We start from the raw sequence: 25,182 nt of genomic DNA on the forward strand, positions 1-25,182 counted from the left end.
TATTTTTAGAAGTAATATGAATTAATTTCCAGTGAGTTGCAATGTATTCTATTTGCAAGAAACTGAATCCCAGTTGTTGTATTTACATGCTTTTTAAGTAGGTAAGGTATCGTAATTGGAATATTTATTTTCTATTAACCAATATTAATTTAATTATGAAACATTATTACAGATTGCTTTTTTTGTTACTGTTTCCCTTACTCGCGTTAGCACAACCGGCTCACGGCAAAAAGGTAGTGGGGTATTATGCGCAATGGGCTATTTATGCCCGGGATTTTAATATCCCGAAGATAGATGGAAGTAAATTGACGCATTTGAATTATTCTTTTTATGGGACAACTTTTGATCCTGCCCATCCGGAGAATACCAAATTGTTATGTTTGGACAGCTATGCCGATTTCGAGCATATGGAAGGCGGAATCCCTTGGGATGCTCCGGTCAAAGGAAACTTTTATGACCTTATGAAGCTTAAGGAAAAGTATCCGCATCTTAAAATTTTAATTTCTGTTGGAGGATGGACAAAAGGTCAGGATCTTTCTCCAATTGCTGCAAGTCCTGTAGCAAGAGCTGCTTTGGCTACAGATATGGCAAACTTTATTACCAAATATCCGTTTATCGACGGATTTGATATCGACTGGGAATATCCTCTTTCCGGAGGAACAGACGGTACCGAAGTAATTAACGGAGCTCCTATTCCTCCGCAAAAGTACAGCCCGGATGACAACAAAAATTTAGTGTATTTATTGAAAGCAATGCGTCAGGCAATGCCAAATAAATTAATCACTATTGCAGCCGGAAACAACGTTCGTAAAGTGGGGTCACAATATTTAGGGCCAAACAACAGATCACAATACGGAATGACGGAAGACATTTCGACTTATTGTGATTACATTACTTATTTTGGATATGATTTTGGTGGAAACTGGTATGATAAAACATGCTATAATGCACCTTTGTATGCAAGCGGAAATCCAAATGATCCGCTTTATGGCGCAGCACAATCAGAATCACTTGACGAATTAACCAATCAATATTTGAATGTAGTTGGTTTTCCTGCCAATAAATTAATCATGGGATTGCCTTTCTACGGAAAGAAATTTGATCATGTGGCGACAAATTCAACAAATGGATTATTCGTTTCAGCACCAAGAGATGTTGTTGCAGGATGTACAAATCCGCAAAACCCAACAGGAACCTGGGATGGTCCGGCAGCTTGCGAAAAATCAGGAAGTATCGAAATTTGCGATTTAGTAGGGAATCCGGTAACAAATTCACACGCATATTTAGATCCAAATACCATGTTGGTTACGCCAGCTGCCGCTTCGGCAGGATGGGTACGCTATTTTGATAACACAACAAAAGTTCCTTATTTATACAATGCTACTTTAAAACAGTTTATTTCTTATGAAGATAAACAATCAATGGATTTAAAAGTGCAATATATAAAATCGAAAAATCTTGCAGGAGGTATGGTTTGGGAATTGTCTCAGGATACCAGAGGTGCTGTTCCAAATTCGTTATTAACTCAGGTTGATACATCATTTGGCAGCGTTGTTCCCGGAACAGTAAGTATTGCAGGTTCTGTAAAAAACGGAGCAGCATTGGTACCGGATGTTACAGTAGAATTGCGTAATGCAAGCAATGTAGTATTGCAAACGGTAGCTTCTACAGGAGGTAATTTTACATTCAGTAACTTAACTTCTGGACAAAATTATATACTTACAGCTGCAAAAGCTTCGTATACATTTACTCCAGTAACTTTAACAAACGTTACGGTTAATCAAACCGGAGTTGTTATTAATGGATCACAACCTTTATACACCGTTAGCGGAACCGTTTTGAATGGGGCAACGGCGGTTTCTGGTGTGACAGTTTCAGCAACATCAGGATCTACAGTTTTAACGGCGGTTTCTAATGCAAGCGGAGTTTATAGCGTTGCAGGTTTAACAGCAGGACTTAATTTTACAGTTACGGCTGCAAAAACAGGATTTTCCTATACGCCAACATCTACAGTTTATACTGCAATTGATGCCAACAAAACATTGAATTTTGCTCAGGGTGCAGCAGTTATTAATTATACCGTAAGCGGAACAGTTTTGAATGGAGCAACTGCGGTTTCTGGTGTAACTGTTACGGCAACTTCGTCAGGAGGAACCTTTACTGCAATTACAAATTCAAGTGGAGCATATTCGATTGCTAATTTACCGTCTGGCGGAACATATACTGTGACTGCAGCTTTAGCAGGACAAACATTTACACCCGCTTCAACAGTTTATACTAATTTGATTGCGAACAAAACGCTAAACTTCTCACAGGATGCTGTTGTAGTTCCAACAAGTAAAATTAGCGGAACAGTTAAAAATGGTACAGTAGCAGTAGCGGGTGCAAAAGTAGAATTGGTTTTACCATGGACAGATAACACACACAATTGGAAAAGTGTTATTGCCGTAACAGATGCACAAGGTAAATATAGTTTTGACAATGCAGTTGTAGCAGGATATACAACTGTTACAAGTTTAAAATTAAACAGTTGGGAAAACGGAGAAGTAAGCTACTTCCCAAATAATCTGGCAAACTTTGCAGTTCCTGCAAACCCAACAGTTTACAACTTCAACACAAGTTCTACAGCAAAAACTGCACTAGCAGCTGCAAATTTAATTAGCGGAACCGTTAAAAACGGAACAGTTGCAGTAGCTGGAGCAAAAGTAGAATTAGTTGTGCCCTGGACAGATAATACTCATAACTGGAAAAGTGTTCTGGCAACAACAGATGCATCAGGAAATTATACTTTCGATAATTCAGTTGTAGCAGGTTATACACAAATTTTAAGTTTAAAATTAAATGCATGGGAAAATGGCGATGTAACTTATTATCCAAATAACCTAGCCAACTTTGCAGTTCCAACAACAGCAACAATTTATAATTTTAACAGACAAGCAGTGGTTGCGACTAAGCCAGTGGTTACCATTACAGCCCCAACAGCTTCGGCGATTGCTATAAATTTAGGATCATCAATTAATTTTGTTGCAAGTGTTGGATTAAGTGCTACTGATGCCACTACAATCTCATCTGTTGTATTTAGTTTAGACGGACAAACTTTGAGTGCTACCAATTCTTCAGGAACTTATACATCGATTTGGACACCGGCAGCAAATCAGTTTTCGCTTAGTCATACGCTAACCGTTACGGCTACAGCATCAAACGGAACAACAGATGCAAAAACATATAGTTTTACATTAAATTGTTCAGGTGCAAACTGCCCAAATTCATTACCGGTAATTACTTGGAATTCACCATCGAATACTACAGTAAACCAAAGTACTTTTCAGGTTGTGCCAATTTCAGTTACGGCTGTAGATAGTAACGGATCAGTTTCAGGAGTTACTATTACAATAAATGGAGGAACATTTAACATGACAGCAGGTACAAATAATACGTATACGTATAATTTTACACCAACTGCTTATCAGGATTATCCAGTTGTAATCAAAGCAACCGATAATCAATCTGGTGTAACTACATTAAACAATACAATCAAAATTGCTCCGGTGAGCACAAATAGATTTATCCCGCTACCATCCAAAATTATTTTAGGATACGCACATTCCTGGGAAAATACAGGTGCTCCATTTTTATATTTTTCTCAAATGGTGGGAAGTAAGTTTAACGTAGTTGATTATTCTTTCGTAGAAACCGTTAATCGTGATGGTTATACACCAGTATTAACTACAAATGACACTAGATATTTGACCAATGGAGTTTTCAATAAGCAATTGTTGAAAAATGATATAAAATCCTTAAGAGATAGCGGCGTTCCTGTTATTGTTTCTATTGGAGGTCAAAACGGTCATGTTGTTTTGGACAATGTAACTCAAAAAAATATCTTTGTTAATGGTCTAAAAGCGATTATTGACGAGTATCAATTTGATGGAGTTGATATTGATTTTGAAGGCGGATCGATGAATTTTAGCGCAGGAGGTTTAAGAGATATTTCTTATGCGGGTATTTCTGCTTATCCAAGATTAAAAAACGTAGTAGATGCTTTCAAAGAATTAAAAGCGTACTATGGCCCAGGATTTTTATTAACAGCAGCTCCGGAAACACAATACGTACAAGGAGGATATTCTACCTATACAGATACTTTTGGTTCCTTCCTGCCAATCATTCAAAACTTACGTAACGAACTAGATTTGTTAGCCGTACAATTGTATAATACAGGAGGAGAAAACGGATTAGACGGTCAATATTATGGTTCTGCCAAGAAAGCAAACATGGTCACAGCCCTAACCGATATGGTGATAAAAGGGTATAACATTGCTACAACAGGAATGCATTTTGATGGTTTACCAGCCTCAAAAGTTCTTATTGCATTACCAGCTTGTCCAAGTGCAGCAGGTAGCGGTTATTTGACACCGGCAGAAGGAATAAGTGCTATGAATTATTTAAGAACCGGAACCACTTTTTCAGGAAGAACATACACTATGCAGCCAGGCGGACCATATCCTTCTTTAAGAGGATTAATGACTTGGTCTGTAAACTGGGATGCATCCTCTTGTGGTAATTCATCTGAATTATCTAAAGCCTATGCCGCTTACTTTGCTTCGCAGTCATCAGCAAAAACACTAGCATTAGATAAAATTGAGCCTAATGGTAAAACAATAGCTTACTTTAAAAATGATGCATTATCTGTTGCAAATGACACTGAAGATATCGCTCAGGTAGATGTATTTAATACCATTGGGCAATCAATAGTAAGTCATAAAAATATTCAGAATAGTAAAGAAGTCCTGCTTCAAAACCAAAGTTTCTCAACCAAACAATTGTTTATCGTTGTAGTAACAGACAAAGCAGGAAACAAAAAATCATTTAAAGTGATGAACTTTTTAAACTAAAATGAATTAAAAAATTAGAAATAAAAAAATTAGAACGGTTAAAATTGAGTTTGGTTATTTATTTTTTAATCTGGTTTTTATTTCGAATAAATGCAGCAAATTTAGGTGATTTGTTATTTGGTTTTCACCTGAAGGAGCGCATTATAGACCTGGCAATTTTATTGCCGGGTTTTTTTTGTTTTATGATGAATTGCTACTATTTTTCGGGAGCTGTTTCCTGCTATTCGCTTGTATCTTTTTCTGTCTAAAGAAGCCAGAAAAAGGATACCGCTTCTATCAGGGCTGGGACATTCGGTTTCATAAGAAGTTGCAGTTTAAATTTACATTATTAGTGTACTAAAAAACAAAATAACCACAATATTTCGAACTAGAATGTCGATTATAACCGCGTAGAATGGATTAAAATCAATCCCTACAATATGTTTCGTTTGTCCTGAACTCTTTATAAAATTCCGAAGGAATGATTTATTTTGTAGCGAGGGATTTTAATCCCTTGAAACGTAACGTAACCACAATATTGTCGTTGCGAGGAACGAAGCAACCACACTAACAATTGATTTAGCAAATGAGATCGCTTCGTTCCTCGCAATGACTAAAATGAGCGTAGTAATATAAAATCCTTGCAAATCCGCGTTTTCGCGAAAGCGAATCCGTGTCATCCGCGTGCCATTTCTTCACAATTAAATCCAAATTCCAAACTATTTTAAGTAATTTTGAACTCCAACAATTGTACTAAAAACTTCATGCAAAAAGTAATCAACTTCATAATAGTATTTTTAATTTTTACCACAGGTTTTGCTCAATCCAATCAGAAAGCCCCGGAAGTTGATCCCATTCAAATTCAAAAAACATATAAAGATTGGTCTGCTTATCAAAGCAAAAGCATCATGCTTTCGAGAGATTTTGTAGCATTAGATTCAAATTCTAAAGAAATTTCTAAAGAAACCTTTTTAAACGAACTAACAAACGGAAATTATATCCCAATTCGATTAAAATCTGAAGATTCGATCTACTATTATAAACTCTTTAAAATTCAGCCCAATTCTGATACAAGCATAAAAGCCACTATAAATCAGGAAGCTTTCGATGCCTATAAAAATTTCGAAATGGAAGGGAAACCTTTTCCTAAACTCTCGTTTAAAGATTTAAACGGAAATCTGGTTACAAACGAATCCATGAAAGGGAAAATCATAGTCATAAAATGCTGGTATATTCATTGTACGCCTTGTATAAGAGAATTTCCGCAGGTAAATAAACTAACAGAAGAATATAAAGACCGAAAAGATATTCTCTTCATAAGTTTGGCCGAAGATTCACAGGAACAATTAAAAACATTCTTGGCGAGAAAACCTTTGTCTTATTCGGTTATTCCAGGCATGAAAACATATATGAATGAAGCTTTGGAACTCAACTCATTTCCAACCCATTTTATTCTGAACAAAGAAGGTATGATTGCAAAAGTACTGCCTAATTTCGAGAGTTTAGAAGTAGCGCTGGCGAAAGAAAGTAAATTGTAGTTTAAAATAATTAATTAAACGCATAGTTTGTCATTTCGAGGAACGAGAAATCTTCGTAAGCAGCTCGATAAAGATTGAAAATTAGTTGCGGAGTTTCTCGCGAAGATTTCTCGTTCCTCGAAATGACAAGATTGGGTAATAATTATCTAGGTGATAAAAAAACTTTGGTCCTTTGTACCTTTGCAACTCTGAACCTTTTTCCGTACTTTTGCACCAAATTAATTAAAAAGACATTCATGTTAACAGTCAATAATTTATCAGTTCAATTTGGCAAACGAATTTTGTTTGACGAAGTAAATACCACATTCACACACGGAAATATTTATGGAGTTATTGGAGCCAATGGTGCTGGAAAATCTACTTTTCTAAAAATCATTTCGGGCGACATCGACCCAACTTCTGGACACATTCATTTAGAACCAGGAAAACGTATGTCGGTTTTAACACAAAACCACAACTTGTTCGATGAACATACCGTTTTGGAAACCGTTTTGATGGGAAATAAAGTTTTGTATGCTGTTAAAAAAGAAATGGATGAACTTTATTTAGACTACAACGACAAGAACGCAGACAGAATTGGAGAACTTCAGGTTCAGTTCGAAGAAATGAACGGGTGGAATGCAGATTCTGATGCCGCATCGATGTTGTCTAACTTAGGAATCAACGAAGAGCATCATTATACTTTAATGGGCGATCTTGAAGGAAAAATTAAAGTACGTGTGCTTTTGGCGCAAGCGCTTTTTGGAAACCCGGATTTGCTTATTATGGATGAGCCTACCAACGATTTGGATTTTGAAACCATCACTTGGTTAGAAAATTTCCTGGCAAATTATGAAAATACTGTAATCGTAGTATCTCACGACCGTCACTTTTTAGATTCAGTTTGTACACATATTTCTGATATCGATTTTGGAAAAATAAATCACTATTCAGGAAATTATACCTTCTGGTACGAATCTAGCCAATTGGCAGCAAAACAACGTGCACAACAAAACAAAAAAGCAGAAGAAAAGAAACAGGAATTAGAAGAGTTTATTCGTCGTTTTAGTGCAAACGTTGCAAAATCAAAACAAGCAACATCTCGTAAAAAAATGATCTCTAAATTGAATATTTCAGATATCAAGCCTTCAAGCCGTCGTTATCCTGCAATTATTTTTGATCAGGATCGTGAAGCAGGAGATCAGATTTTGAATGTCGAAAACCTTGAAGCTTCTATAGATGGTGATCTTTTGTTTAAAGGTGTAAATTTGAATATGGCAAAAGGCGATAAAATTGTTCTTTTCTCTAAAGATTCACGTGCTACAACAGCTTTCTACGAAATACTGAACAACCAACAAAAAGCAGATTCTGGAACTTTCGATTGGGGAATTACTACCAATCAGGCTTATTTGCCGGCAGAAAACCATTCATTCTTCGAAAACGATTTGACTTTGGTAGATTGGTTACGTCAATATGCAAAAACAGAAGAAGAGCGTGATGAGGTTTTTATTAGAGGTTTCTTAGGAAAAATGATTTTCTCAGGAGAAGAAGCTTTAAAAACAAGCCGTGTATTATCAGGAGGAGAAAAAGTACGTTGTATGCTTTCAAGAATGATGATGGAACGCGCTAACATCTTAATGCTGGATGAACCAACGAATCACTTAGATTTGGAGTCGATTACCGCTTTCAACAACTCGTTGAAAAACTTTAAAGGTTCTGTAATTTTTACCACACATGACCACGAGTTTGCACAAACAGTTGGTAATAGGGTAGTAGAACTTACACCAAACGGAGCAATCGATCGCTACATGACATTTGATGAATATCTTGATGATGAAAAAGTTCAGGAATTAAGAACAAAAATGTACGCTAAATAAAAATAGCTTTTAGATAAAAAAGAAATCCCGATCGCTGTGGCGATCGGGATTTTTTTATGTCTTATTTTTTACCAAAAAGCTTAGCGAATATAAAGATGATAATCGCGACAATAAAGATTACGATAAAAATCCCGAATCCCATTCCGGCTTTAAAAATGTCTCCAATAACTTCGCAACTTGTAAATGAAAATAGTATTACGAATACCATTAACAAACGTGTAATGTTCTTTTGCATGATTTTGCTGTTTTAATTGTTTTAAAAAGAATTTACTATTCTAATTATCGTAGAATAAAATTACTTCAAACAACAAAAAAATGCGTTATATAATTTGGCTCAAAAGTTCTATGATTTTGATTAGTCATAAAGAATATCAAAGATATTCAAAAAGAGCCATCGGCTCGATCCATATTGTAGGGCTGGATTTTAATCCAGTCTACAAGAATGCAAAAGAAAAGAGAGCCGTAGGTTCGAAATAGGTATATGACGCTTTATTAATATGAATCGTTCCAATGGAACTTTCATCTATTGCGTTAATAGCAGCGGATTAAAATCCGTTGCTACAATATGAAGTATTCCTATGGAATTTAAAATTGCAACAATTAGATCAATCTTATTTTTTTTAAATATTTTTTGTAAAGATTATTTTAAAATAAATCACGGTTGAAATCTTTTATAAATCCAGCCTTTTCACCCTTTTTTAATTCTTTGATCAGTTCTTTTTTTTGATTTTTTTATGTTCAAACATTTTCGATTTTTTTATAATAAAAATCACTAGCTCTTATAAAGAAAAGCTCCAGCGGAGCAAAATATTTATAGCTAATTAATGAATTAGATTGGTAAAAGCTCCAGCGGAGCGATATTTGTTTTTTTTAAAATAGCGATAGATATCACCCCGATGGGGTTTATCAAATGCGATATAAATTTCTACAAATATAACGTCCCGCCGGGACTACCATTTTGATTCTAACGATACAAACTCAATATTAAGATAACATTTCAATCAGCTGAATTTTATTTCTTAATGATTAATTTTTTTCTGGCTGTAAATTGGTCTGCCTTAATTTCGACAATATAAACACCATTACTCAAATCTTTAATATTTACAGTTCGGCTATCCTTTAAAACCTTCGATTTTACTATAATACCATTTGAATTGATGATATTGATGTTAAAAGTCAAATTTTCGTCGTTATGATAATCTATAGAAAAAGTATCTGATGTAGGATTAGGATATACCAAAACAGAAGAATCTTCTTTGATGTTTTCATTAATTCCTAAAGTGGGAACATCTGTAATTATTTCTCCTTGATTCGTTACGGCAATAAATCTATTATTAATGTAAATAATATCATTTATAGCTTTGGCAATACTTACTCCGGAAACTTCAGGTGTCCATGTTACTCCACCATCTATGGTTTTGAACATTTTTCCCTGAGCACCTGCTGCATATCCTGTTAAGGCATCTTTAAAACAAATGCAATACATCCAATCAGTAGTTCCTAAATTTAACGCTGTCCAGGTTTGTCCGCCATTGGTTGTTTTAAGAATTGTTCCCGCCGCTCCGGCTATAAAACCTGTATTTGCGTTTAGAAAGAAGATATCGTATAGGTTTTCAGAAGTTCCACTTGAAATTGTAACCCAGGTTGTGCCACCATTTGTAGTTCTTTTAATTTTACCACTATCACCAATACAGATTCCAGTATTTACATCAAAAAAATGAACTTCTTCTAATCCGGTTGTTAAACCTGAAGTTTGGCTCGTCCATGTTGCTCCGCCATCTGTTGTTTTTCTGATAAGTCCTGCGTCGCCCACCCCATAACCTGTTGTTACAGTAGGAAAACTTACAGACAATATAGCATACGGACTTGCATTTGGATTCTGATTTGTCCAGGTAGCTCCCATATCGGTGGTTTTTGCTACAATATTATTATTGCAGCCATAATATCCAACAGTTGCACTAGGAAACGAGAAACTATTAATCGAAAAATTGGATATCGATTTAGATGTCCAGGTGTTTCCGCCATCAGTAGTTTTTAAAATAGCCGTATTGCCGCCAATGTATCCATTATTTTGATCAAAGAACTTTATTGCCCAAAAATTTCCTGCGTAAGGCGATGTAATTTTACTCCATTGGGCATGGCTGTTTTGTAAAACGATTAAGAACAATACTAAGAGTAATTTTTTTTTCATTTTTATTGGGTCCGTTTTTATCGTGTTGACTCCTCACTTTTTTAAAATATTTAAGTTGAATGATTTATGGTGTATTATGATATGTGTTTATATAAAGTTCTATGACTTTGATGTTCTTTTAATGAATGCCAAATGAGTTGATTTTTGTATTATTTTTCTATGCTAAAATAGAATTTTTAACTTAAGGCTGTATATAAAAAAGTAAGATTTTATTTTTTAAAATATAAATCTATATCCAAATTGTACTTTTAAACTTCGAAATTTGCCACCAATTCAAATAAAAATATTTCAATCCCCAACAGCACAACAAATAAATTCTGATTTTGTATATTTGCCCAACCAAACATTACACTTAATTATGAGTCAAAAAGTATTACTTAATTCTAAAGAAGTTACTATCATACTCCATCGTTTGGCTTGTCAGTTGATCGAAAAACACCTTGATTTCTCTGATACTATTTTAGTGGGAATTCAGCCAAGAGGCGTTTTTTTAGCTGAACGTTTAAAACAAATATTAGAAAACGAATACCAGGTTCCTGAAATTTCTTTGGGATATCTGGACATCACTTTTTTTAGAGATGATTTTCGTCGTACTGATAAACCACTTGAAGCCAACAAAACACAAATAAATTTTATAGTCGAAAACAAGAAAGTCATTTTTATCGATGACGTATTGTTTACGGGGCGAAGTATTCGTTCTGCCCTGACTGCAATTCAATCTTTTGGACGCCCTTCAGAAATCGAATTATTAGTGTTAATCGACAGACGTTTTAGCCGTAACCTGCCTATACAACCCGATTATCGTGGTCGTCAGGTAGATGCTATAAATGATGAAAAAGTAAAAGTAAGCTGGAAAGAAAATGAAGGGGAAGACGCCGTTTACCTGATAACGAATTAGTTTAATCGTCAAATCGGTTAATTGTTTATTCGTTTTTTGCGATTAAACAATTTTAATAAATAGACAAATAAACGGTTAAACAATTAACCGATTAAACAAAAAAATATGACAGAGAACCAAGAATTTATTTATGAGTCAATTTTTAATCAGGTCAGAATGGGATTTCTTTCTCTTGATGAGATTCAGGAAAACATCCTGGAAGAAATCGAAGACAATGAATTTGAAGATGAAATTTCAGAAGAGTGGGCATTTGATAAAATAAGAGAAGAATACCAAAAGTTACTCTCAGAAAGTAAACAATGGAAAAGCCCAACAGATACTGAAAGACTAATAAAAGCGTTTGATGAATTGTGTGACGAGAATATATTGGCCCTTCATAATGCAGGTTATACCACAACAGATGGCGAATATGAAGTTGTTGAGGTAGAAAGAGCCTTACAGGAAAACGAAGTCGAATCTGACGGGTATTGTTTTTATCACGAACAAGATTTGGCGAGAGCCATTGCAATCGAAGATCCCGGTTTGTTTATTGCTTTCCAGAAAGTAGATAACTCTGATGATGCAACAACAATAGAAGTAGGGAAAATAGTTGCCGAAGCTTTAAGAAATAACGGTCTTGAAGTAAACTGGAATGGATCTGCAAGGAGCAAAATAGAAATTCCGGGTTTTAGATGGCAGCATATTTTTGATGAAGACGGCAGAGATCTACAAGATTATAGTGAGGTTGTAGAGCGAATGATACAATAGAGTAGCTGCTTTTAGCAGTAGTATTGAAAGACTGAATGTTTCAGAAATTCAAGAATTTGACAATTAAATATTAAAGAAATAAAAATGAAAGAATTAAGCGTAAATCATTTATTAGGAATCAAATACATCAACGAGAATGATATTAACCTGATTTTTGAAACTGCCGATCATTTTAAAGAAGTCATTAACAGACCCATTAAAAAAGTTCCTTCATTACGAGATATTACCATTGCCAATATTTTCTTTGAGAACAGTACCAGAACAAAACTGTCGTTTGAGTTGGCACAAAAACGATTATCAGCAGATGTCATTAGTTTCTCTGCGGCTCAGTCTTCTGTTAAAAAAGGAGAAACCCTTATTGATACTGTAAATAATATCCTTTCCATGAAAGTTGACATGGTTGTAATGCGCCACTCCAATCCCGGAGCGGCTTATTTTTTATCCAAAAATGTCAAAGCAAGTATTGTAAACGCCGGAGACGGAGCACACGAACATCCAACTCAGGCTTTGTTAGACAGTTATTCGATTAGAGAAAAACTAGGCGATGTAGCCGGAAAAAAAGTAGTTATTGTAGGCGATATTCTGCATTCCAGAGTAGCCTTATCCAATATATATGCTTTGCAAATGCAAGGCGCCGAAGTTAAAGTTTGCGGACCAAAAACATTGATTCCAAGGTATATCGAATCATTAGGAGTTACAGTTGAACCTAATTTGCGAAAAGCGCTCGAATGGTGCGATGTTGCTAATATGCTTCGGGTACAAAACGAACGTATGGATGTGAACTTTTTTCCATCTACACGCGAATATGCACAACAATACGGAGTCGATAAACCCTTATTAGATTCTCTAAATAAAGAAATCGTTATCATGCACCCCGGACCAATAAATAGAGGAGTAGAGATAACCTCTGAAGTGGCAGACTCCGATCATTCTGTGATTTTAAATCAGGTTGAAAATGGTGTAGCGATCAGAATGGCGGTGATTTATTTATTGGCTTCTAAGATTCAATAGTTTAGTTTTTAGTCTGAATGACAGTCTGATAAAATGCAGAGTAAAAACTGAAAACGGAGACCGAGACTAAATACTATAAACGGAGACCGCGACTGAAAACTAAAAAAAACGTACCTTAGCTCTTGAAAACAGCGCCTATAAAATATAAGATGAAAGTAGATCAAAAAGGACATACAACAATAATCAAAGATACTCAGGGAGATTTTAATGGTTTTCTGGAAAAAGTTACGCAGCAGTTTAAAACCTTTGAAAAACAAAATGTTATAATCGATTTATCTGCAAATCCTGTATTGGCAGAGAAAGATCTCAAACTCTTTTTGCCACTTTCGAAGCAACATACAAAGGCCAAAAAGTCATTTGTAATTGTGGTGGCTGATCTTGATTTTAATGCTATTTCTGATAAATTAACTGTGGTTCCTTCCCTTTTAGAAGCTCACGATATTATCGAAATGGAAGAAATTGAAAGAGACTTGGGATTTTAGATTTAGAGTTCAGATTTTAGATTTTTGAATAACTAAATCAATCTTAAATACGACTTCCTCAATCTAAAATCAACAATCTAAAATCTAAAATGAAATTAACCATACTTGGCTGTTATGCCGCAACTCCCAGAACAATTACCAACCCAACTTCGCAGGTATTAGAAATTAAAAACAGATTGTTTTTAATAGATTGTGGCGAAGGAACTCAGGTACAATTGCGAAAAAATAAGATTAAATTCTCAAAGATTAATCACATTTTTATTTCGCATTTGCATGGAGATCACTTTTTTGGGCTAATTGGTACCATATCGACTTTTGCCCTTTTAGGCCGTACAACTGATTTACATATTTACGGGCCAAAAGGAGTCAAAGAAATTATTACTTTGCAATTGAAACTCTCGAATTCCTGGACAACTTATGAGTTATTTTTTCATGAGTTAGAATCTAAAGAAAGTGAAGTTATTTTTGAAGATAACAGAGTCATTGTTACAACAATTCCGCTAAAGCATCGTGTATATACAAATGGATTTTTGTTTCAGGAAAAACCCGGAGACAGAAAGTTAAATGTTGAAGCTGTTGAGCAGTATGATATTCATACCGCTTATTATCAAAAAATAAAAGGCGGCGGAGATGTTACACTGGATGATGGAACGGTGATCGAAAACGAAAAATTATCTTTTGATCCCATTCCGGCGTTGAGTTATGCTTTTTGTTCTGATACCGTTTATCATGAAGATATAATTCCGATAATCAAAGATGTTGATGTTTTATACCACGAATCAACCTTTTTGGAATCAGAAGCTGCTTTGGCTAAAAAAACATTACATTCTACAGCAATCGAAGCCGCAACAATTGCGCTTAAAGCAAATGCAAAACAATTGGTTTTAGGACATTACTCTACACGATATGACGGAATTGAACGTTTTAAAGAAGAAGCAGAAACCGTTTTTCCAAATGTACTTTCGGGAGATGACGGGAGAAGTTTTGAGTTCTAAAAAAAGTTATGAATTATGAGTTATGAGTAGAAACTGCTTATCGTCATAATTTAATCTAAAATCTACCATCTAAAATCTAAAATAATAAGTCATGAACGATTTAAGCAATTATAGAAAATCTTACGAGAAAAGCGAATTATTAGAAACTAATATTCCCGAAGATCCCATTAATCTTTTTAACAGATGGTTTCATGAGGTAGAAGATTTTGGCGCAAGCGGAGAAGTAAATGCCATGACCGTTTCGACTATTGGATTGGATGGTTTTCCGAAATCAAGAGTCGTTTTGTTAAAGAAATTTTCTGAAGAAGGGTTTATCTTTTATACCAATTACGATTCCGAAAAAGGAAAAGCAATTGCCGTAAATCCTAATGTTTGTTTGTCTTTTTTCTGGCAGGAAATGGAACGTCAGGTAATCATAAAAGGAATTGCGCAAAAAACTTCTGAGAATATATCTGACGGCTATTTTGATTCCCGTCCTGATGGAAGCAAACTTGGTGCAATTGTTTCGCATCAAAGCGAAGTGATTCCGTCAAGAACTTTTTTAGAAGAAAATTTAAAAAAATTAGAAGCAGAATTTGAAGGAAAACTAATTCCAAGACCTGATAATTGGGGCGGATTTTTAGTAACTCCTTTAGAGGTAGAATTTTGGCAAGGAAGACCTAACAGGTTGCATGACAGAATACGTTATCAAAGTCAATCTGATTTTTCGTGGAAAATAGAGAGGTTATCTTCTTAGTTTGTAAGATTTTTATATATAATAAAAATAAAATAGTGTATTTCATCGATTAATTTTGTAGTATGGCGATAAATTGAATATGTTTGAAAAATAAAACTAAAACGATTTATTTAAAAATAGAGATTAAGGAATTTGCCCCAACATTTACTTTAATATTAACTGCAATTGATTATGAAAAAGATGATGTATGCCATGATGTTCGTTGTAATATTTATTACAATGAACTCATGCTCTGCAGATAATGCCGAAGCAACTGAAAACAGCTCCACAACTGAAGCTCTGGTAAAAAACTACACCTATAATGACTCTGAAATTGAAACCATGAAACTTATCAACGATTATCGTGTAAGTATTGGTTTGAATGCACTGGAAGCAATAAATCATATTTCGTATAAATGCGAAGAGCATAACATATACATGATTGCAAATAATGTTGTCGATCATAATGATTTTACGGCACGTTCTAACAACATTATTACGCTGTTAGGTGCAAAAAAAGTAGGCGAAAATGTAGCTTACAATTATAAAACTTCTGATGCGGCCGTAAAAGCCTGGTTAGAAAGTCCCGGACACAAAGAAAATATCGTAGGCGATTATACTCATTTTGGTTTGTCAGTAACAATTGATGCTAAAACGGGAAAAAAATATTACACGAATATATTCGTGAAAATTTAAAAATATTATTGGACTGGTTGGTTTTTATTGGTCGTTGTAAATCATAGATTTACAACGACTTTTTTGTATAAAAAGCTGTCTGGACTCAGACAGCTTTTGCAAATAGTACAATTTTTATTAAACTACAAAGCTGTTATAATAAATTCGCTTCGTCTGTTCATTTGATGTTCTTCTTCGGTACATTTTACCCCATCAGAACAACCGTTTACTAGTTGGGTTTCTCCGTAACCTTTTCCCGTTAACCGGTTAGATTTTATACCGTTTTTAATAAGCCATTGTAGGGTAGATTTTGCTCTTCGGTTTGACAAAGCCTCATTATATTCATAAGTAGCTCTACTATCTGTATGCGAACGGATATCAAGTTTCATCGTTGGATTGTTATTTAATACGTCCAGAATTTTCTCCAGATCTAATGCTGCTTCGGTTCGTATATTAGATTTATCCAAATCAAAATAAATCATTTTAATTCCAAAGCATTTTCCAAGATCATCCCCAATAGTAACTTTACAAATCGATTTCTCTAATGCAATAGGAAGACTTGTTTTTCCGGTTAGTTTTTCAATCGTTACACTTAACTCTTTAGTTGTATAGTCTTGTTTTTCGGCCCTTACGTTATACGTTTTTCCGCATTCAACAGCAAAGCTATAAAACCCGCCTGCGTCTGCAATTGTACTGTTTTTTATTGCTGTACCTTCATATAAAGTAACCTTTGTCCCGGGTAAAATAGCGTTCGTTTCAGCATCTGTAATAACTCCGTTTAACTCCTGAATGCATTGTAGTCTTCGGGTTTCCAGAAATTTATAAATATCATCAGATCCCTTGCCGCCGTCTTTATCAGAACTAAAATAACCCCTTCTCGAAACGGGATCTATGATATAGGCAAAATCATCTTTAGGAGAGTTTACATCAGCTCCCAGATTTTGGATACTGCTAATAGTTCCATTATCTTCAATTTTACCCACAAATACATCCAATCCGCCTAATCCGGGATGACCGTCTGAGGCAAAATAAATTTCGTTTTCACTAGTTACATACGGAAAAGTTTCCTTTCCTTCTGTATTAATAGTATTTCCTAAATTTTCGGGTGTCCCGTATGAGCCATCACTATTAATCGATACCTTAAAAATATCCGATTGCCCTAATGTTCCGGGCATATCAGTTGCAAAATAAAGCGTTTTTTCATCCGGACTTAACGCAGGATGCGCCATGCTATAATTGTTGCTGTTAAACGGAAGTTCTGCAACATTGGCCCACTTGCCATTTTCGAGCGTTGCTTTGTATAATTTTATTAAAGTAATTTTATTTTCATCTTTTCCTTTTTTGCCGTTTACATAATTGTTTCGGGTAAAATAAACCGTTTTTCCATCTTTGGTAAAAACCGGAGACGATTCGTGAAATTTGGTATTAAGGACAGTTTTAAATTTCTCAACTTTCGAGCTCTCATTAGTCTCAGGATCAACATGGGCAAAATATAAATTAGTAAAATATTCGTTCGTCCATTTGTGCTTACGTTGCGAAAAGTTTCCGGTGTCTCTTGCCGAGGCAAAATAGATTTTGTTGTCATAAACAAATGATCCATAGTCGGAGTATTTGGAGTTGATTCCTGCATCTTCGATTTTGTAACGTCCTGAATTTGCCTTGATCTCATCGAGATAATTTAGATCGTCTATATATAGTTTTCCTCTATTGTCATTTTTGAATTTTGTATGAAACGCAACCAGCAGTTTATTGGCTTTATCTGTTTGGCCAATTGATTTTAGCGATTGTGCATATCTGTAATAATATTCCGGCTCAACATTGGTAGTCATATCAAATAGTGCTGCATACCATTTGGCAGCACCTTCAAAATCAGAATTAAAGTAATAAGAATTACCCAGTTTCCTGAACATATCTTCAGATTTGTAACCTTTGTTTGCTACACGTTCATAGGTTTTTATAGCATCGATATAAGCGTAGCTCTCATATTTTCTGTCTCCGGCGGCTACCTTAGATTGTTGCGAATAACTGTCAAATGAAAAAACAATTATAAGAGTCAGATAAAGAAATATATAATTTTTCATAATCATTTTATTTTAGAAGAAACGTGGTGTAGTCAATTTACCATTGTTTTTAAAGAATTCATAACGCAGGAATATTTCGTGAGATCCTGAATTATAGTTGTTTAAATTGGTGGTTTCGCGATCATAGCCATAACCTATGTATAAGCCATCTGAGACCTGAAAGCCAACCATTGCACTAAGAGAAGCGCTCCATCTGTAAGCCACGCCCACCACAAATTTGTCGATAAACATAAAGTTAGCCGATACATCTACCTGAAGCGGAGCCCCCTCAACCATTTTGGTTAAAACTGCCGGTTTGAATTTTATGTATTCCAATTTATCAAGATCAAATACATATCCTGCCATTAAATAATAGTTGATTTTATCCTTAAAAATGGCAATATCATTATCATCATACCGATTGGTTTCGATAAAATTAGGTACAGATAATCCAAGGTACGCCTTGTCAGAATGCCAATAAACACCGGCTCCAATGTTGGGTGAGAATTTATTTTTTAGATCCTGAAACTGCGGATCGCCCTGACTTTCCGGATTTAATTTATTGACATCCAGATTGAATAAATTAGCAGTTCCTTTAATCCCAAAAGAAAGTTTAAAATCTGCCGAAGTCTGAACAGTATACGAAAGATCTACCGAAAGATTGTTTTCATTGGTTGGACCAATTTTATCATTAACAAGAGAAACTCCAACTCCAAGGTTACTATTATTAATAGGCGAATTGACAGAAAATGTACTGGTTTTTGGAGCACCATCCAATCCAACCCATTGTGTACGATATAACCCAAAAACACTTAAAACTCCTCGAGATCCTGCATAAGCCGGATTGATATTTATGGTGTTGTACATATATTGCGTAAATTGTGCATCTTGCTGTGCATAACCTCCAATAGCTGCGAACATCAAAACGAAAGAAAATAATTTTGTTCTCATAATAGATATTATTATATTATTACTATCGATTTTTTATTTAGACAGATACAAATACCCATCTTTCTTATTATTTTGAATCACATTGTTGCCATCTAACGATTGATAGTTTATAATGTAGAAATAAGTTCCGGTTGGTAATCCATCAGCTTGTTTAATGGTGGTTCTGCCTCTTGATGTTCCGTCGAATGCATTAGTTTTATTATTATAATTGTTAGTTTCAAATACTAATATTCCCCAACGGTTATAGATTTCTACCGTATTTTCAGGATAACAAGTTGTGTCATCAATATTATCAATTGCAAAAAGATCATTTATTCCGTCTCCATTAGGCGAAAAAGCATTATGAACAACTACATTTCCACAAGCCAGAACTTTACAATCATCATTAATAGAAAGGTTTACAAATAAACTTCTCGGACAAACTTCATCTTTTATTTGATATTCAAATTGGTACATACCAAGCGATAACCCAAACGAGGTAACAATACTGCCTTCTATAGCATGAGAGTTATCAGTATCGATCCAGGTACCTTTGGTAGAGGTGTTTGCTGGGAATAAGTTAAATAAATTCACAGTAGATGTATCTGCATTACAAGCCTGAGCAGCAATTGGTGCCGCTGTCAAATTATTGTGGCTAATGGTTATCGTCTGCACTAATTCCGTTTTATTACCGGCACAGTCAGAGAGCGTGTAGGTTCTGGTTAAGATATACGGGCTGTTTGTACAACCTGTACCCCCATTATTAGAATCACTCACTGTAACATTTACAGTTTGGCTGCAATTATCAGTGGCATCAAGTATAGCGTTAGGATTTGCAACCGGAATATCTGATATGTTTTGTAAGTTGGTACTATCTGCCGGAGCAGTTCCGGTAGGAGCAGTAGTGTCCTTAACTGTAATTATCTGAGTAAAAGAAGCTGTATTACCGGAACAATCACTAGTTGCCCATTTGCGGGTTAAGGTATAATTTGTATCACATTCATTTTCGATAGTACTCTTTGTCTCTGTATAAACTATAGGCACATCTATATTGCAATTATCCTGTGCAGTTATAACAGGTACTTCAGGAACTTTGTCGCATGATACAGTGATGTTGGTCGGTAGTACTCCGTCAAATACCGGTGCGGTTGTATCCTGTATTGTGATAGTTTGCATAAAAGCAGTAGTATTATTTCCGCATTCATCTTTTGCAATCCAGATATTGGTATAAGTTCCAACATTACTGCAAGATGCAGACGCTACAAATTGACCGCTTGTTTTTATATAGCTAATACTTGAACAAGTATCGGTTGCAACAGGGGCTTGGTTTTGCGCAGTTGTTAATCCTGTTGTATCGCTACATTGCAATGTAACATCCAGTGCATTTGCAGCCGTTGTCCAGGTTGGCGCAGTGGTGTCCTGAATAGTAATTACTTGGGTGAAAATTGTCGAAGTATTCAAACACACATCTTTTGCGACCCAGGTATTGGTATATGTTCCGGAATTGGCACAAGAACCTGCGACGAAATTCCCGCTGGTTTTAGTATAGGTTACAGTCCCTCCACAAGTATCGGTTGCAACCGGAGTTTGGTTTTGAGCCGCTGTTAATCCTGCTGCATCACTACATTGCAAAGTAGCATCCAGTGCATTTGTAGCTGTTGTCCATATTGGCGCAGTGGTGTCCTGAATAGTAATTACTTGGGTAAAAATTGTCGAAGTATTCAAACAAACATCTTTTGTGATCCAGGTGTTGGTATACGTTCCGGAATTGGCGCAAGAACCTGCGACGAAATTCCCGCTGGTTTTAGTATAGGTTACTGTTCCGCCACAAGTATCGGTTGCAACCGGAGTTTGGTTTTGAGCCGCTGTTAATCCTGCTGCATCACTACATTGCAAAGTAACATCCAGTGCATTTGCATCCGTTGTCCAGGTTGGCGCAGTGGTATCTTGTATTGTAATCACTTGCGTGAAAGTTGTTGAGGTATTCAAACACACATCTTTTGCGACCCAGGTATTGGTATATGTTCCGGAATTGGCGCAAGAACCTGCGACGAAATTCCCGCTAGTTTTAGTATAGGTTACAGTCCCGCCACAAGTATCGGTTGCAACGGGAGCTTGATTTTGAGCTGCTGTTAATCCTGTTGTATCACTACATTGCAAAGTAACATCCAGTGCATTTGCAGCTGTTGTCCAGGCTGGCGCAGTGGTATCCTGAATTGTAATCACTTGGGTAAAAATTGTCGAGGTATTCAAACACACATCTTTTGCAACCCAGGTATTGGTATATGTTCCGGAATTTGCGCAAGAACCTGCAACGAAATTCCCGCTGGTTTTAGTATAGGTNNGTTGCAACCGGAGTTTGGTTTTGCGCAGCTGTTAATCCTGTTGTATCGCTACATTGCAAAGTAGCATCCAGTGCATTTGTAGCTGTTGTCCATATTGGCGCAGTGGTGTCCTGAATCGTGATTACTTGGGTAAAAATTGTCGAAGTATTCAAACACACATCTTTTGCGATCCAGGTATTGGTATAGGTTCCGGAATTGGCGCAAGAACCTGCGACGAAATTCCCGCTGGTTTTAGTATAGGTTACCGTTCCGCCACAAGTATCGGTTGCAACCGGAGTTTGGTTTTGCGCAGTTGTTAATCCTGTTGCATCACTACATTGCAAAGTAGTATCCAGTGCATTTGCAGCCGTTGTCCATGTTGGTGCAGTGGTGTCCTGAATCGTGATTACTTGCGTGAAAGTTGTTGAGGTATTCAAACACACATCTTTTGCGACCCAGGTATTGGTATATGTTCCGGAATTGGCGCAAGAACCTGCAACGAAATTCCCGCTGGTTTTAGTATAGGTTACTGTTCCGCCACAAGTATCGGTTGCAACCGGAGTTTGGTTTTGAGCCGCTGTTAATCCTGTTGTATCGCTACATTTCAAAGTAGCATCCAGTGCATTTGCAGCCGTTGTCCATGTTGGCGCAGTGGTGTCCTGAATCGTGATTACTTGCGTGAAAGTTGTTGAGGTATTCGAACACACATCTTTTGCAACCCAGGTATTGGTATACGTTCCGGAATTGGCACAAGAACCTGTGACGAAATTCCCGCTGGTTTTGGTGTATGTTACAGTCCCTCCACAAGTATCGGTTGCAACCGGAGTTTGGTTTTGCGCAGCTGTTAATCCTGCTGCATCACTACATTGCAAAGTAGCATCCAGCGTATTTGCAGCCGTTGTCCAGGTTGGCGCAGTGGTGTCCTGAATCGTGATTACTTGTGTGAAAGTTGTTGAGGTATTCAAACACACATCTTTTGCGATCCAAGTGTTGGTATAGGTTCCGGAATTGGCGCAAGAACCTGCGACGAAATTTCCGCTGGTTTTAGTATAGGTTACTGTTCCGCCACAAGTATCGGTTGCAACCGGAGTTTGGTTTTGCGCAGTTGTTAATCCTGTTGTATCGCTACATTGCAAAGTAGCATCCAGTGCATTTGCAGCCGTTGTCCATGTTGGCGCAGTGGTGTCCTGAATCGTGATTACTTGCGTGAAAGTTGTTGAGGTATTCGAACACACATCTTTTGCAACCCAGGTATTGGTATACGTTCCGGAATTGGCACAAGAACCTGCGACGAAATTCCCGCTGGTTTTAGTATAGGTTACAGTCCCTCCACAAGTATCGGTTGCAACCGGAGTTTGGTTTTGAGCCGCTGTTAATCCTGCTGCATCACTACATTGCAATGAAACATTTAGTGTTCCTGCCTGAGTTGTCCAGGTTGGTGCAGTGGTGTCAGTTATTGTGATGGTTTGCACAGCGGTAATAGTACCACAACTTGTTACAACTTTGTACGTACGTGTAACAATTGTTGGGCAAGTACCTGTAGCAACATCAGAATACGATATTGTGTAAGTTCCAATTAAAGCGCTATTTGGTAAAGTACCTCCCGCAGTGGTTAATTGAGCAAGGGTTATAGTAGTACTTGCGGTATTATACTGGAGCCCTGTTATAGCTGCTGTTCCGCATCCTGAAATAGTTGTATTCGCAGGTGCTGTAAGTGCAGCAGCCGGGCTAATCGATACCGTAGAATCTGCTGAGGTTAATTGACAATTTGTAACACCATTTTTGACAACTACTTTATAAACCCCACTTGCTGTTGCCACAAGAGTAGCAGAAGTCTGACCCGATAACACCACATTATCTTTATACCAAACATAAGTTGGAGAAGATGCATTTGTCGAAGCCGTTAAAGTAGTCGATCCACATGCTATCAGAGTTCCTGTAATTACAGGTGCACACGGCACAAAATAAGTTGGACTGCTGATCGCTTTAGAATCATTGGCACAAGCTGAGTTTTGATAATTGAATGTAGAGGTACTTACCGTTTGAGTACCGCAAGCTGTTCCGGTAGGCGTTAACTGGTAATTTAAAGTAATAGTTTCTGAATTTAAAAAATCAGTATTCCATGTAATTACCTGTCCCGCTGTTGAGGTTGTACCTTTTGAAGTAGTAATAGCACTTATTGTAAAACCCGGAATGACAGTTTCTTTTGTGACTAAATTTTGAGCAACCCACGAAATTTGAGTAGCAATCTGATTGTATATTGAGGTTAAGTTCGCACCACTTTGAGTAATATAAGCAGCACTTCCCTGAATACCGTCAAGCGTAAATTTAGCAATATTCTGATCGCTATTGTTCGTATTTATGTTTCCGCTGATACCGCCAAAAAGACCAACAGAAAAAACCTGATTGTTATAAACAACACTTGATTTTGTTGTTGTTTTTGCATTTGTAGCAGCATTTATAGCATCAGTAACACATTGCGATGTTTTGCTAACATTACAATTTGTGTTCCCGCTGGTTCCCGTTACGTTTGTTACACCATCTGTCAATAAAATAATAGCTCTTGCTGTACTGCAATCAAATCTGCCATTCGTTTCTAATTCTGTTTCTGATCGAACAATTCCTGCATAAATGTTGGTCGAATTGGTTGCCTGCAAGGCATTAATCTGAGCAGTTATGGCAGTTACACCCGCGGCATTCAAATAAGTAAGCCCTATTTTTAAACTAGCCGTTGTGCTGTAAGCTACAATTGCAATTCGGTTCAAAGGATTTACTTTAGCTTGTGTTAAATACGCTAATGCAGCATCTTTGGCATAATCCATAGAAGTTTTAAAATCTCCCGGGATTGTATTACCCATACTCCCGGAAACATCAATTGCCAAAATCACATCTGAATTTCGGGTAACAGGATTTGATCCCGTTATATCTACTTTTACATTCACAATGCCACAATTGCCTGGGTTTGCGGTAACCGTTTTATTGGTAGTTATGGTTTGAGCTGAGCCTGAAAAAAAGGACAGAAGAAATAATACAACAACGTATATTTTTTTTATATCTCGTAAATAACTGCTTAGAGAGCGTAATTGTTTTTCCATTTTGAAATATTTTAAGGGAATACCGGATATATTTATTTTAATCATTAACTGGATTAATGACATAAGTATGCAAAACAGTAGCAATAGCATAATTGGTACAGTTTTTTGAGGTAGCGGTGATTTCGTTACAAGACCATTTTTGTATAGAAGTACCTGTTGGTATCGTAATGTGTATATAGAAATTCACAGATTGTCCCGCGTTTAAAGTGATTTCGCTAAGAGAATTTCTTTCAGAATCTATAAAATCAGTATTGATCATTACATTTCCTGCCGTAGAACTGCCATCCGTATTCGCACAAGTAGCATTGATGTTCTTAGCACTCAGGACAAAAGTATCTGTCAGGGAGCTGTTGTTCGTTAGGACCATCGCATAATAAGTTCCGTCGGGAGGAGTGCTTCTGATGTTTCCGTTGTTCTCTACAATCAAAGTAGCATTACAAGATCCGGACTGAGCAAATGAAATTGAAGAGAGTAAAATAAAGAGTAAGACAAATACGTTTTTCTTAAAAATGTTCTTTTTGAAGGAAAAGATAAACTTACAATTGTTAACAAATTTCAATGCTTTTTCAAGAGTAGTTTTAGTTATCATAACTTAAGATTTTTGTTAGTGATATTTATCAAATTTTAACAGAATCAAAGTTATAGAGGGTGAATACTTTTGGTTTTTTTTATCTGTAACTAACCTAAAAAGTCGTTGAAATGTAATTTTTTTGTTAAAAATTACTGAAAAATGTAATTTTAGTACTCTTTTGTGATGATTTAAAATGTAGTATTTTTTTTAATTTTTTATAAAA

The 25,182-nt window shown here is 36.1% G+C and carries 18 protein-coding genes; 11 read left to right on the forward strand and 7 right to left on the reverse strand.

Translation table 11 applies throughout. The annotated features are described in order from the left end of the window. Positions 1-155 precede the first annotated feature (155 nt). The 3 genes from chiA (at position 156) to B0A64_RS20085 (ending at position 8,265) form a co-directional block, all read left to right on the forward strand. Positions 156-4,892, forward strand: coding sequence for a T9SS-translocated chitinase ChiA (gene chiA / locus B0A64_RS20075; RefSeq protein ID WP_089481269.1), 4,737 nt, complete (start codon positions 156-158; stop codon positions 4,890-4,892). Positions 4,893-5,635: 743 nt separating this feature from the next. Continuing rightward, on the forward strand, positions 5,636-6,409 hold the full coding sequence (locus B0A64_RS20080) for a TlpA family protein disulfide reductase (RefSeq protein WP_089481270.1): 774 nt from the start codon (positions 5,636-5,638) through the stop codon (positions 6,407-6,409). A 236-nt stretch (positions 6,410-6,645) separates the two neighbouring features. After that, positions 6,646-8,265, forward strand: a complete 1,620-nt coding sequence (locus B0A64_RS20085) for an ABC-F family ATP-binding cassette domain-containing protein (protein WP_089481271.1) — start codon at positions 6,646-6,648, stop codon at positions 8,263-8,265. Between the two features lie 61 nt (positions 8,266-8,326). On the opposite strand, the gene B0A64_RS25280 is transcribed toward B0A64_RS20085, so the two are convergent. Next, entirely contained in the window at positions 8,327-8,500 is a 174-nt protein-coding gene (locus tag B0A64_RS25280) for a hypothetical protein (RefSeq protein ID WP_165606662.1), read from the reverse strand. An 80-nt stretch (positions 8,501-8,580) separates the two neighbouring features. Between B0A64_RS25280 and B0A64_RS25285 the strand changes: the two genes are divergently transcribed. Further along, positions 8,581-8,742, forward strand: coding sequence for a hypothetical protein (locus B0A64_RS25285; protein WP_165769855.1), 162 nt, complete (start codon positions 8,581-8,583; stop codon positions 8,740-8,742). A 535-nt stretch (positions 8,743-9,277) separates the two neighbouring features. On the opposite strand, the gene B0A64_RS20090 is transcribed toward B0A64_RS25285, so the two are convergent. After that, positions 9,278-10,456, reverse strand: a complete 1,179-nt coding sequence (locus tag B0A64_RS20090) for a YCF48-related protein (protein WP_089481272.1) — start codon at positions 10,454-10,456, stop codon at positions 9,278-9,280. A gap of 358 nt (positions 10,457-10,814) precedes the next feature. Here B0A64_RS20090 and pyrR point away from each other — a divergent pair, with 358 nt between their 5' ends. The 7 genes from pyrR to B0A64_RS20125 all read left to right on the forward strand — a co-directional run bounded on the left by pyrR (position 10,815) and on the right by B0A64_RS20125 (position 16,000). Beyond that, complete coding sequence (pyrR, locus tag B0A64_RS20095) at positions 10,815-11,354, forward strand: bifunctional pyr operon transcriptional regulator/uracil phosphoribosyltransferase PyrR (RefSeq protein WP_078005278.1); 540 nt, start codon at positions 10,815-10,817, stop codon at positions 11,352-11,354. Between the two features lie 105 nt (positions 11,355-11,459). Then, the gene (locus B0A64_RS20100) at positions 11,460-12,101 is read left to right on the forward strand and encodes a DUF6891 domain-containing protein (protein WP_089481273.1); all 642 of its coding nucleotides are present in this window, start codon (positions 11,460-11,462) and stop codon (positions 12,099-12,101) included. 84 nt (positions 12,102-12,185) lie between these two features. Next, positions 12,186-13,112 (forward strand): aspartate carbamoyltransferase catalytic subunit, encoded by a 927-nt coding sequence (locus tag B0A64_RS20105; RefSeq protein WP_065449375.1) that lies wholly within the window; start codon positions 12,186-12,188, stop codon positions 13,110-13,112. 149 nt (positions 13,113-13,261) lie between these two features. Next, on the forward strand, positions 13,262-13,594 hold the full coding sequence (locus B0A64_RS20110; RefSeq protein ID WP_089481274.1) for a ribonuclease Z: 333 nt from the start codon (positions 13,262-13,264) through the stop codon (positions 13,592-13,594). An 89-nt stretch (positions 13,595-13,683) separates the two neighbouring features. After that, positions 13,684-14,589 (forward strand): ribonuclease Z, encoded by a 906-nt coding sequence (locus tag B0A64_RS20115; RefSeq protein WP_089481275.1) that lies wholly within the window; start codon positions 13,684-13,686, stop codon positions 14,587-14,589. A gap of 91 nt (positions 14,590-14,680) precedes the next feature. Next, positions 14,681-15,325 carry a pyridoxamine 5'-phosphate oxidase gene (gene pdxH / locus B0A64_RS20120; RefSeq protein ID WP_089481276.1) on the forward strand — a complete coding sequence of 215 codons (645 nt, stop codon included), beginning with the start codon at positions 14,681-14,683 and terminating at the stop codon, positions 15,323-15,325. Between the two features lie 171 nt (positions 15,326-15,496). After that, positions 15,497-16,000 carry a CAP domain-containing protein gene (locus tag B0A64_RS20125; RefSeq protein WP_089481277.1) on the forward strand — a complete coding sequence of 168 codons (504 nt, stop codon included), beginning with the start codon at positions 15,497-15,499 and terminating at the stop codon, positions 15,998-16,000. 122 nt (positions 16,001-16,122) lie between these two features. Here B0A64_RS20125 and B0A64_RS20130 read toward each other — a convergent pair whose 3' ends face one another. The 5 genes from B0A64_RS20130 to B0A64_RS20150 form a co-directional block, all read right to left on the reverse strand. Continuing rightward, the gene (locus B0A64_RS20130; protein ID WP_089481278.1) at positions 16,123-18,060 is read right to left on the reverse strand and encodes an OmpA family protein; all 1,938 of its coding nucleotides are present in this window, start codon (positions 18,058-18,060) and stop codon (positions 16,123-16,125) included. A gap of 12 nt (positions 18,061-18,072) precedes the next feature. Continuing rightward, positions 18,073-18,990, reverse strand: a complete 918-nt coding sequence (locus B0A64_RS20135; protein ID WP_089481279.1) for a PorP/SprF family type IX secretion system membrane protein — start codon at positions 18,988-18,990, stop codon at positions 18,073-18,075. A 33-nt stretch (positions 18,991-19,023) separates the two neighbouring features. Further along, positions 19,024-20,145 carry a gliding motility-associated C-terminal domain-containing protein gene (locus B0A64_RS25810; protein WP_455423334.1) on the reverse strand — a complete coding sequence of 374 codons (1,122 nt, stop codon included), beginning with the start codon at positions 20,143-20,145 and terminating at the stop codon, positions 19,024-19,026. 1,156 nt (positions 20,146-21,301) lie between these two features. Next, positions 21,302-24,478 carry a vWA domain-containing protein gene (locus B0A64_RS20145; RefSeq protein ID WP_089481281.1) on the reverse strand — a complete coding sequence of 1,059 codons (3,177 nt, stop codon included), beginning with the start codon at positions 24,476-24,478 and terminating at the stop codon, positions 21,302-21,304. Continuing rightward, positions 24,426-24,977, reverse strand: a complete 552-nt coding sequence (locus B0A64_RS20150) for a hypothetical protein (protein WP_089481282.1) — start codon at positions 24,975-24,977, stop codon at positions 24,426-24,428. Before B0A64_RS20150 ends, B0A64_RS20145 begins: the two co-directional genes overlap by 53 nt. Between the last annotated feature and the right edge of the window lie 205 nt (positions 24,978-25,182).

The organism is Flavobacterium araucananum, from assembly GCF_002222055.1.
In the GTDB taxonomy this organism is placed as follows: domain Bacteria; phylum Bacteroidota; class Bacteroidia; order Flavobacteriales; family Flavobacteriaceae; genus Flavobacterium; species Flavobacterium araucananum.

Excerpts from the sequence above, each read along its gene's own strand:
- B0A64_RS20150 (WP_089481282.1), bottom strand. The coding sequence starts at position 24,977 with ATGATAACTAAAACTACTCTTGAAAAAGCATTGAAATTTGTTAACAAT.
- B0A64_RS20115 (WP_089481275.1), top strand. The coding sequence starts at position 13,684 with ATGAAATTAACCATACTTGGCTGTTATGCCGCAACTCCCAGAACAATT.
- B0A64_RS25280 (WP_165606662.1), bottom strand. The coding sequence starts at position 8,500 with ATGCAAAAGAACATTACACGTTTGTTAATGGTATTCGTAATACTATTT.
- B0A64_RS20080 (WP_089481270.1), top strand. The coding sequence starts at position 5,636 with ATGCAAAAAGTAATCAACTTCATAATAGTATTTTTAATTTTTACCACA.
- B0A64_RS20125 (WP_089481277.1), top strand. The coding sequence starts at position 15,497 with ATGAAAAAGATGATGTATGCCATGATGTTCGTTGTAATATTTATTACA.
- pyrR (WP_078005278.1), top strand. The coding sequence starts at position 10,815 with ATGAGTCAAAAAGTATTACTTAATTCTAAAGAAGTTACTATCATACTC.
- B0A64_RS25810 (WP_455423334.1), bottom strand. The coding sequence starts at position 20,145 with ATGCAAACTATCACAATACAGGATACAACCGCACCGGTATTTGACGGA.
- B0A64_RS20090 (WP_089481272.1), bottom strand. The coding sequence starts at position 10,456 with ATGAAAAAAAAATTACTCTTAGTATTGTTCTTAATCGTTTTACAAAAC.
- B0A64_RS20100 (WP_089481273.1), top strand. The coding sequence starts at position 11,460 with ATGACAGAGAACCAAGAATTTATTTATGAGTCAATTTTTAATCAGGTC.
- B0A64_RS20085 (WP_089481271.1), top strand. The coding sequence starts at position 6,646 with ATGTTAACAGTCAATAATTTATCAGTTCAATTTGGCAAACGAATTTTG.
- B0A64_RS20110 (WP_089481274.1), top strand. The coding sequence starts at position 13,262 with ATGAAAGTAGATCAAAAAGGACATACAACAATAATCAAAGATACTCAG.
- chiA (WP_089481269.1), top strand. The coding sequence starts at position 156 with ATGAAACATTATTACAGATTGCTTTTTTTGTTACTGTTTCCCTTACTC.
- B0A64_RS20130 (WP_089481278.1), bottom strand. The coding sequence starts at position 18,060 with ATGAAAAATTATATATTTCTTTATCTGACTCTTATAATTGTTTTTTCA.
- B0A64_RS20135 (WP_089481279.1), bottom strand. The coding sequence starts at position 18,990 with ATGAGAACAAAATTATTTTCTTTCGTTTTGATGTTCGCAGCTATTGGA.
- pdxH (WP_089481276.1), top strand. The coding sequence starts at position 14,681 with ATGAACGATTTAAGCAATTATAGAAAATCTTACGAGAAAAGCGAATTA.
- B0A64_RS20105 (WP_065449375.1), top strand. The coding sequence starts at position 12,186 with ATGAAAGAATTAAGCGTAAATCATTTATTAGGAATCAAATACATCAAC.
- B0A64_RS25285 (WP_165769855.1), top strand. The coding sequence starts at position 8,581 with ATGCGTTATATAATTTGGCTCAAAAGTTCTATGATTTTGATTAGTCAT.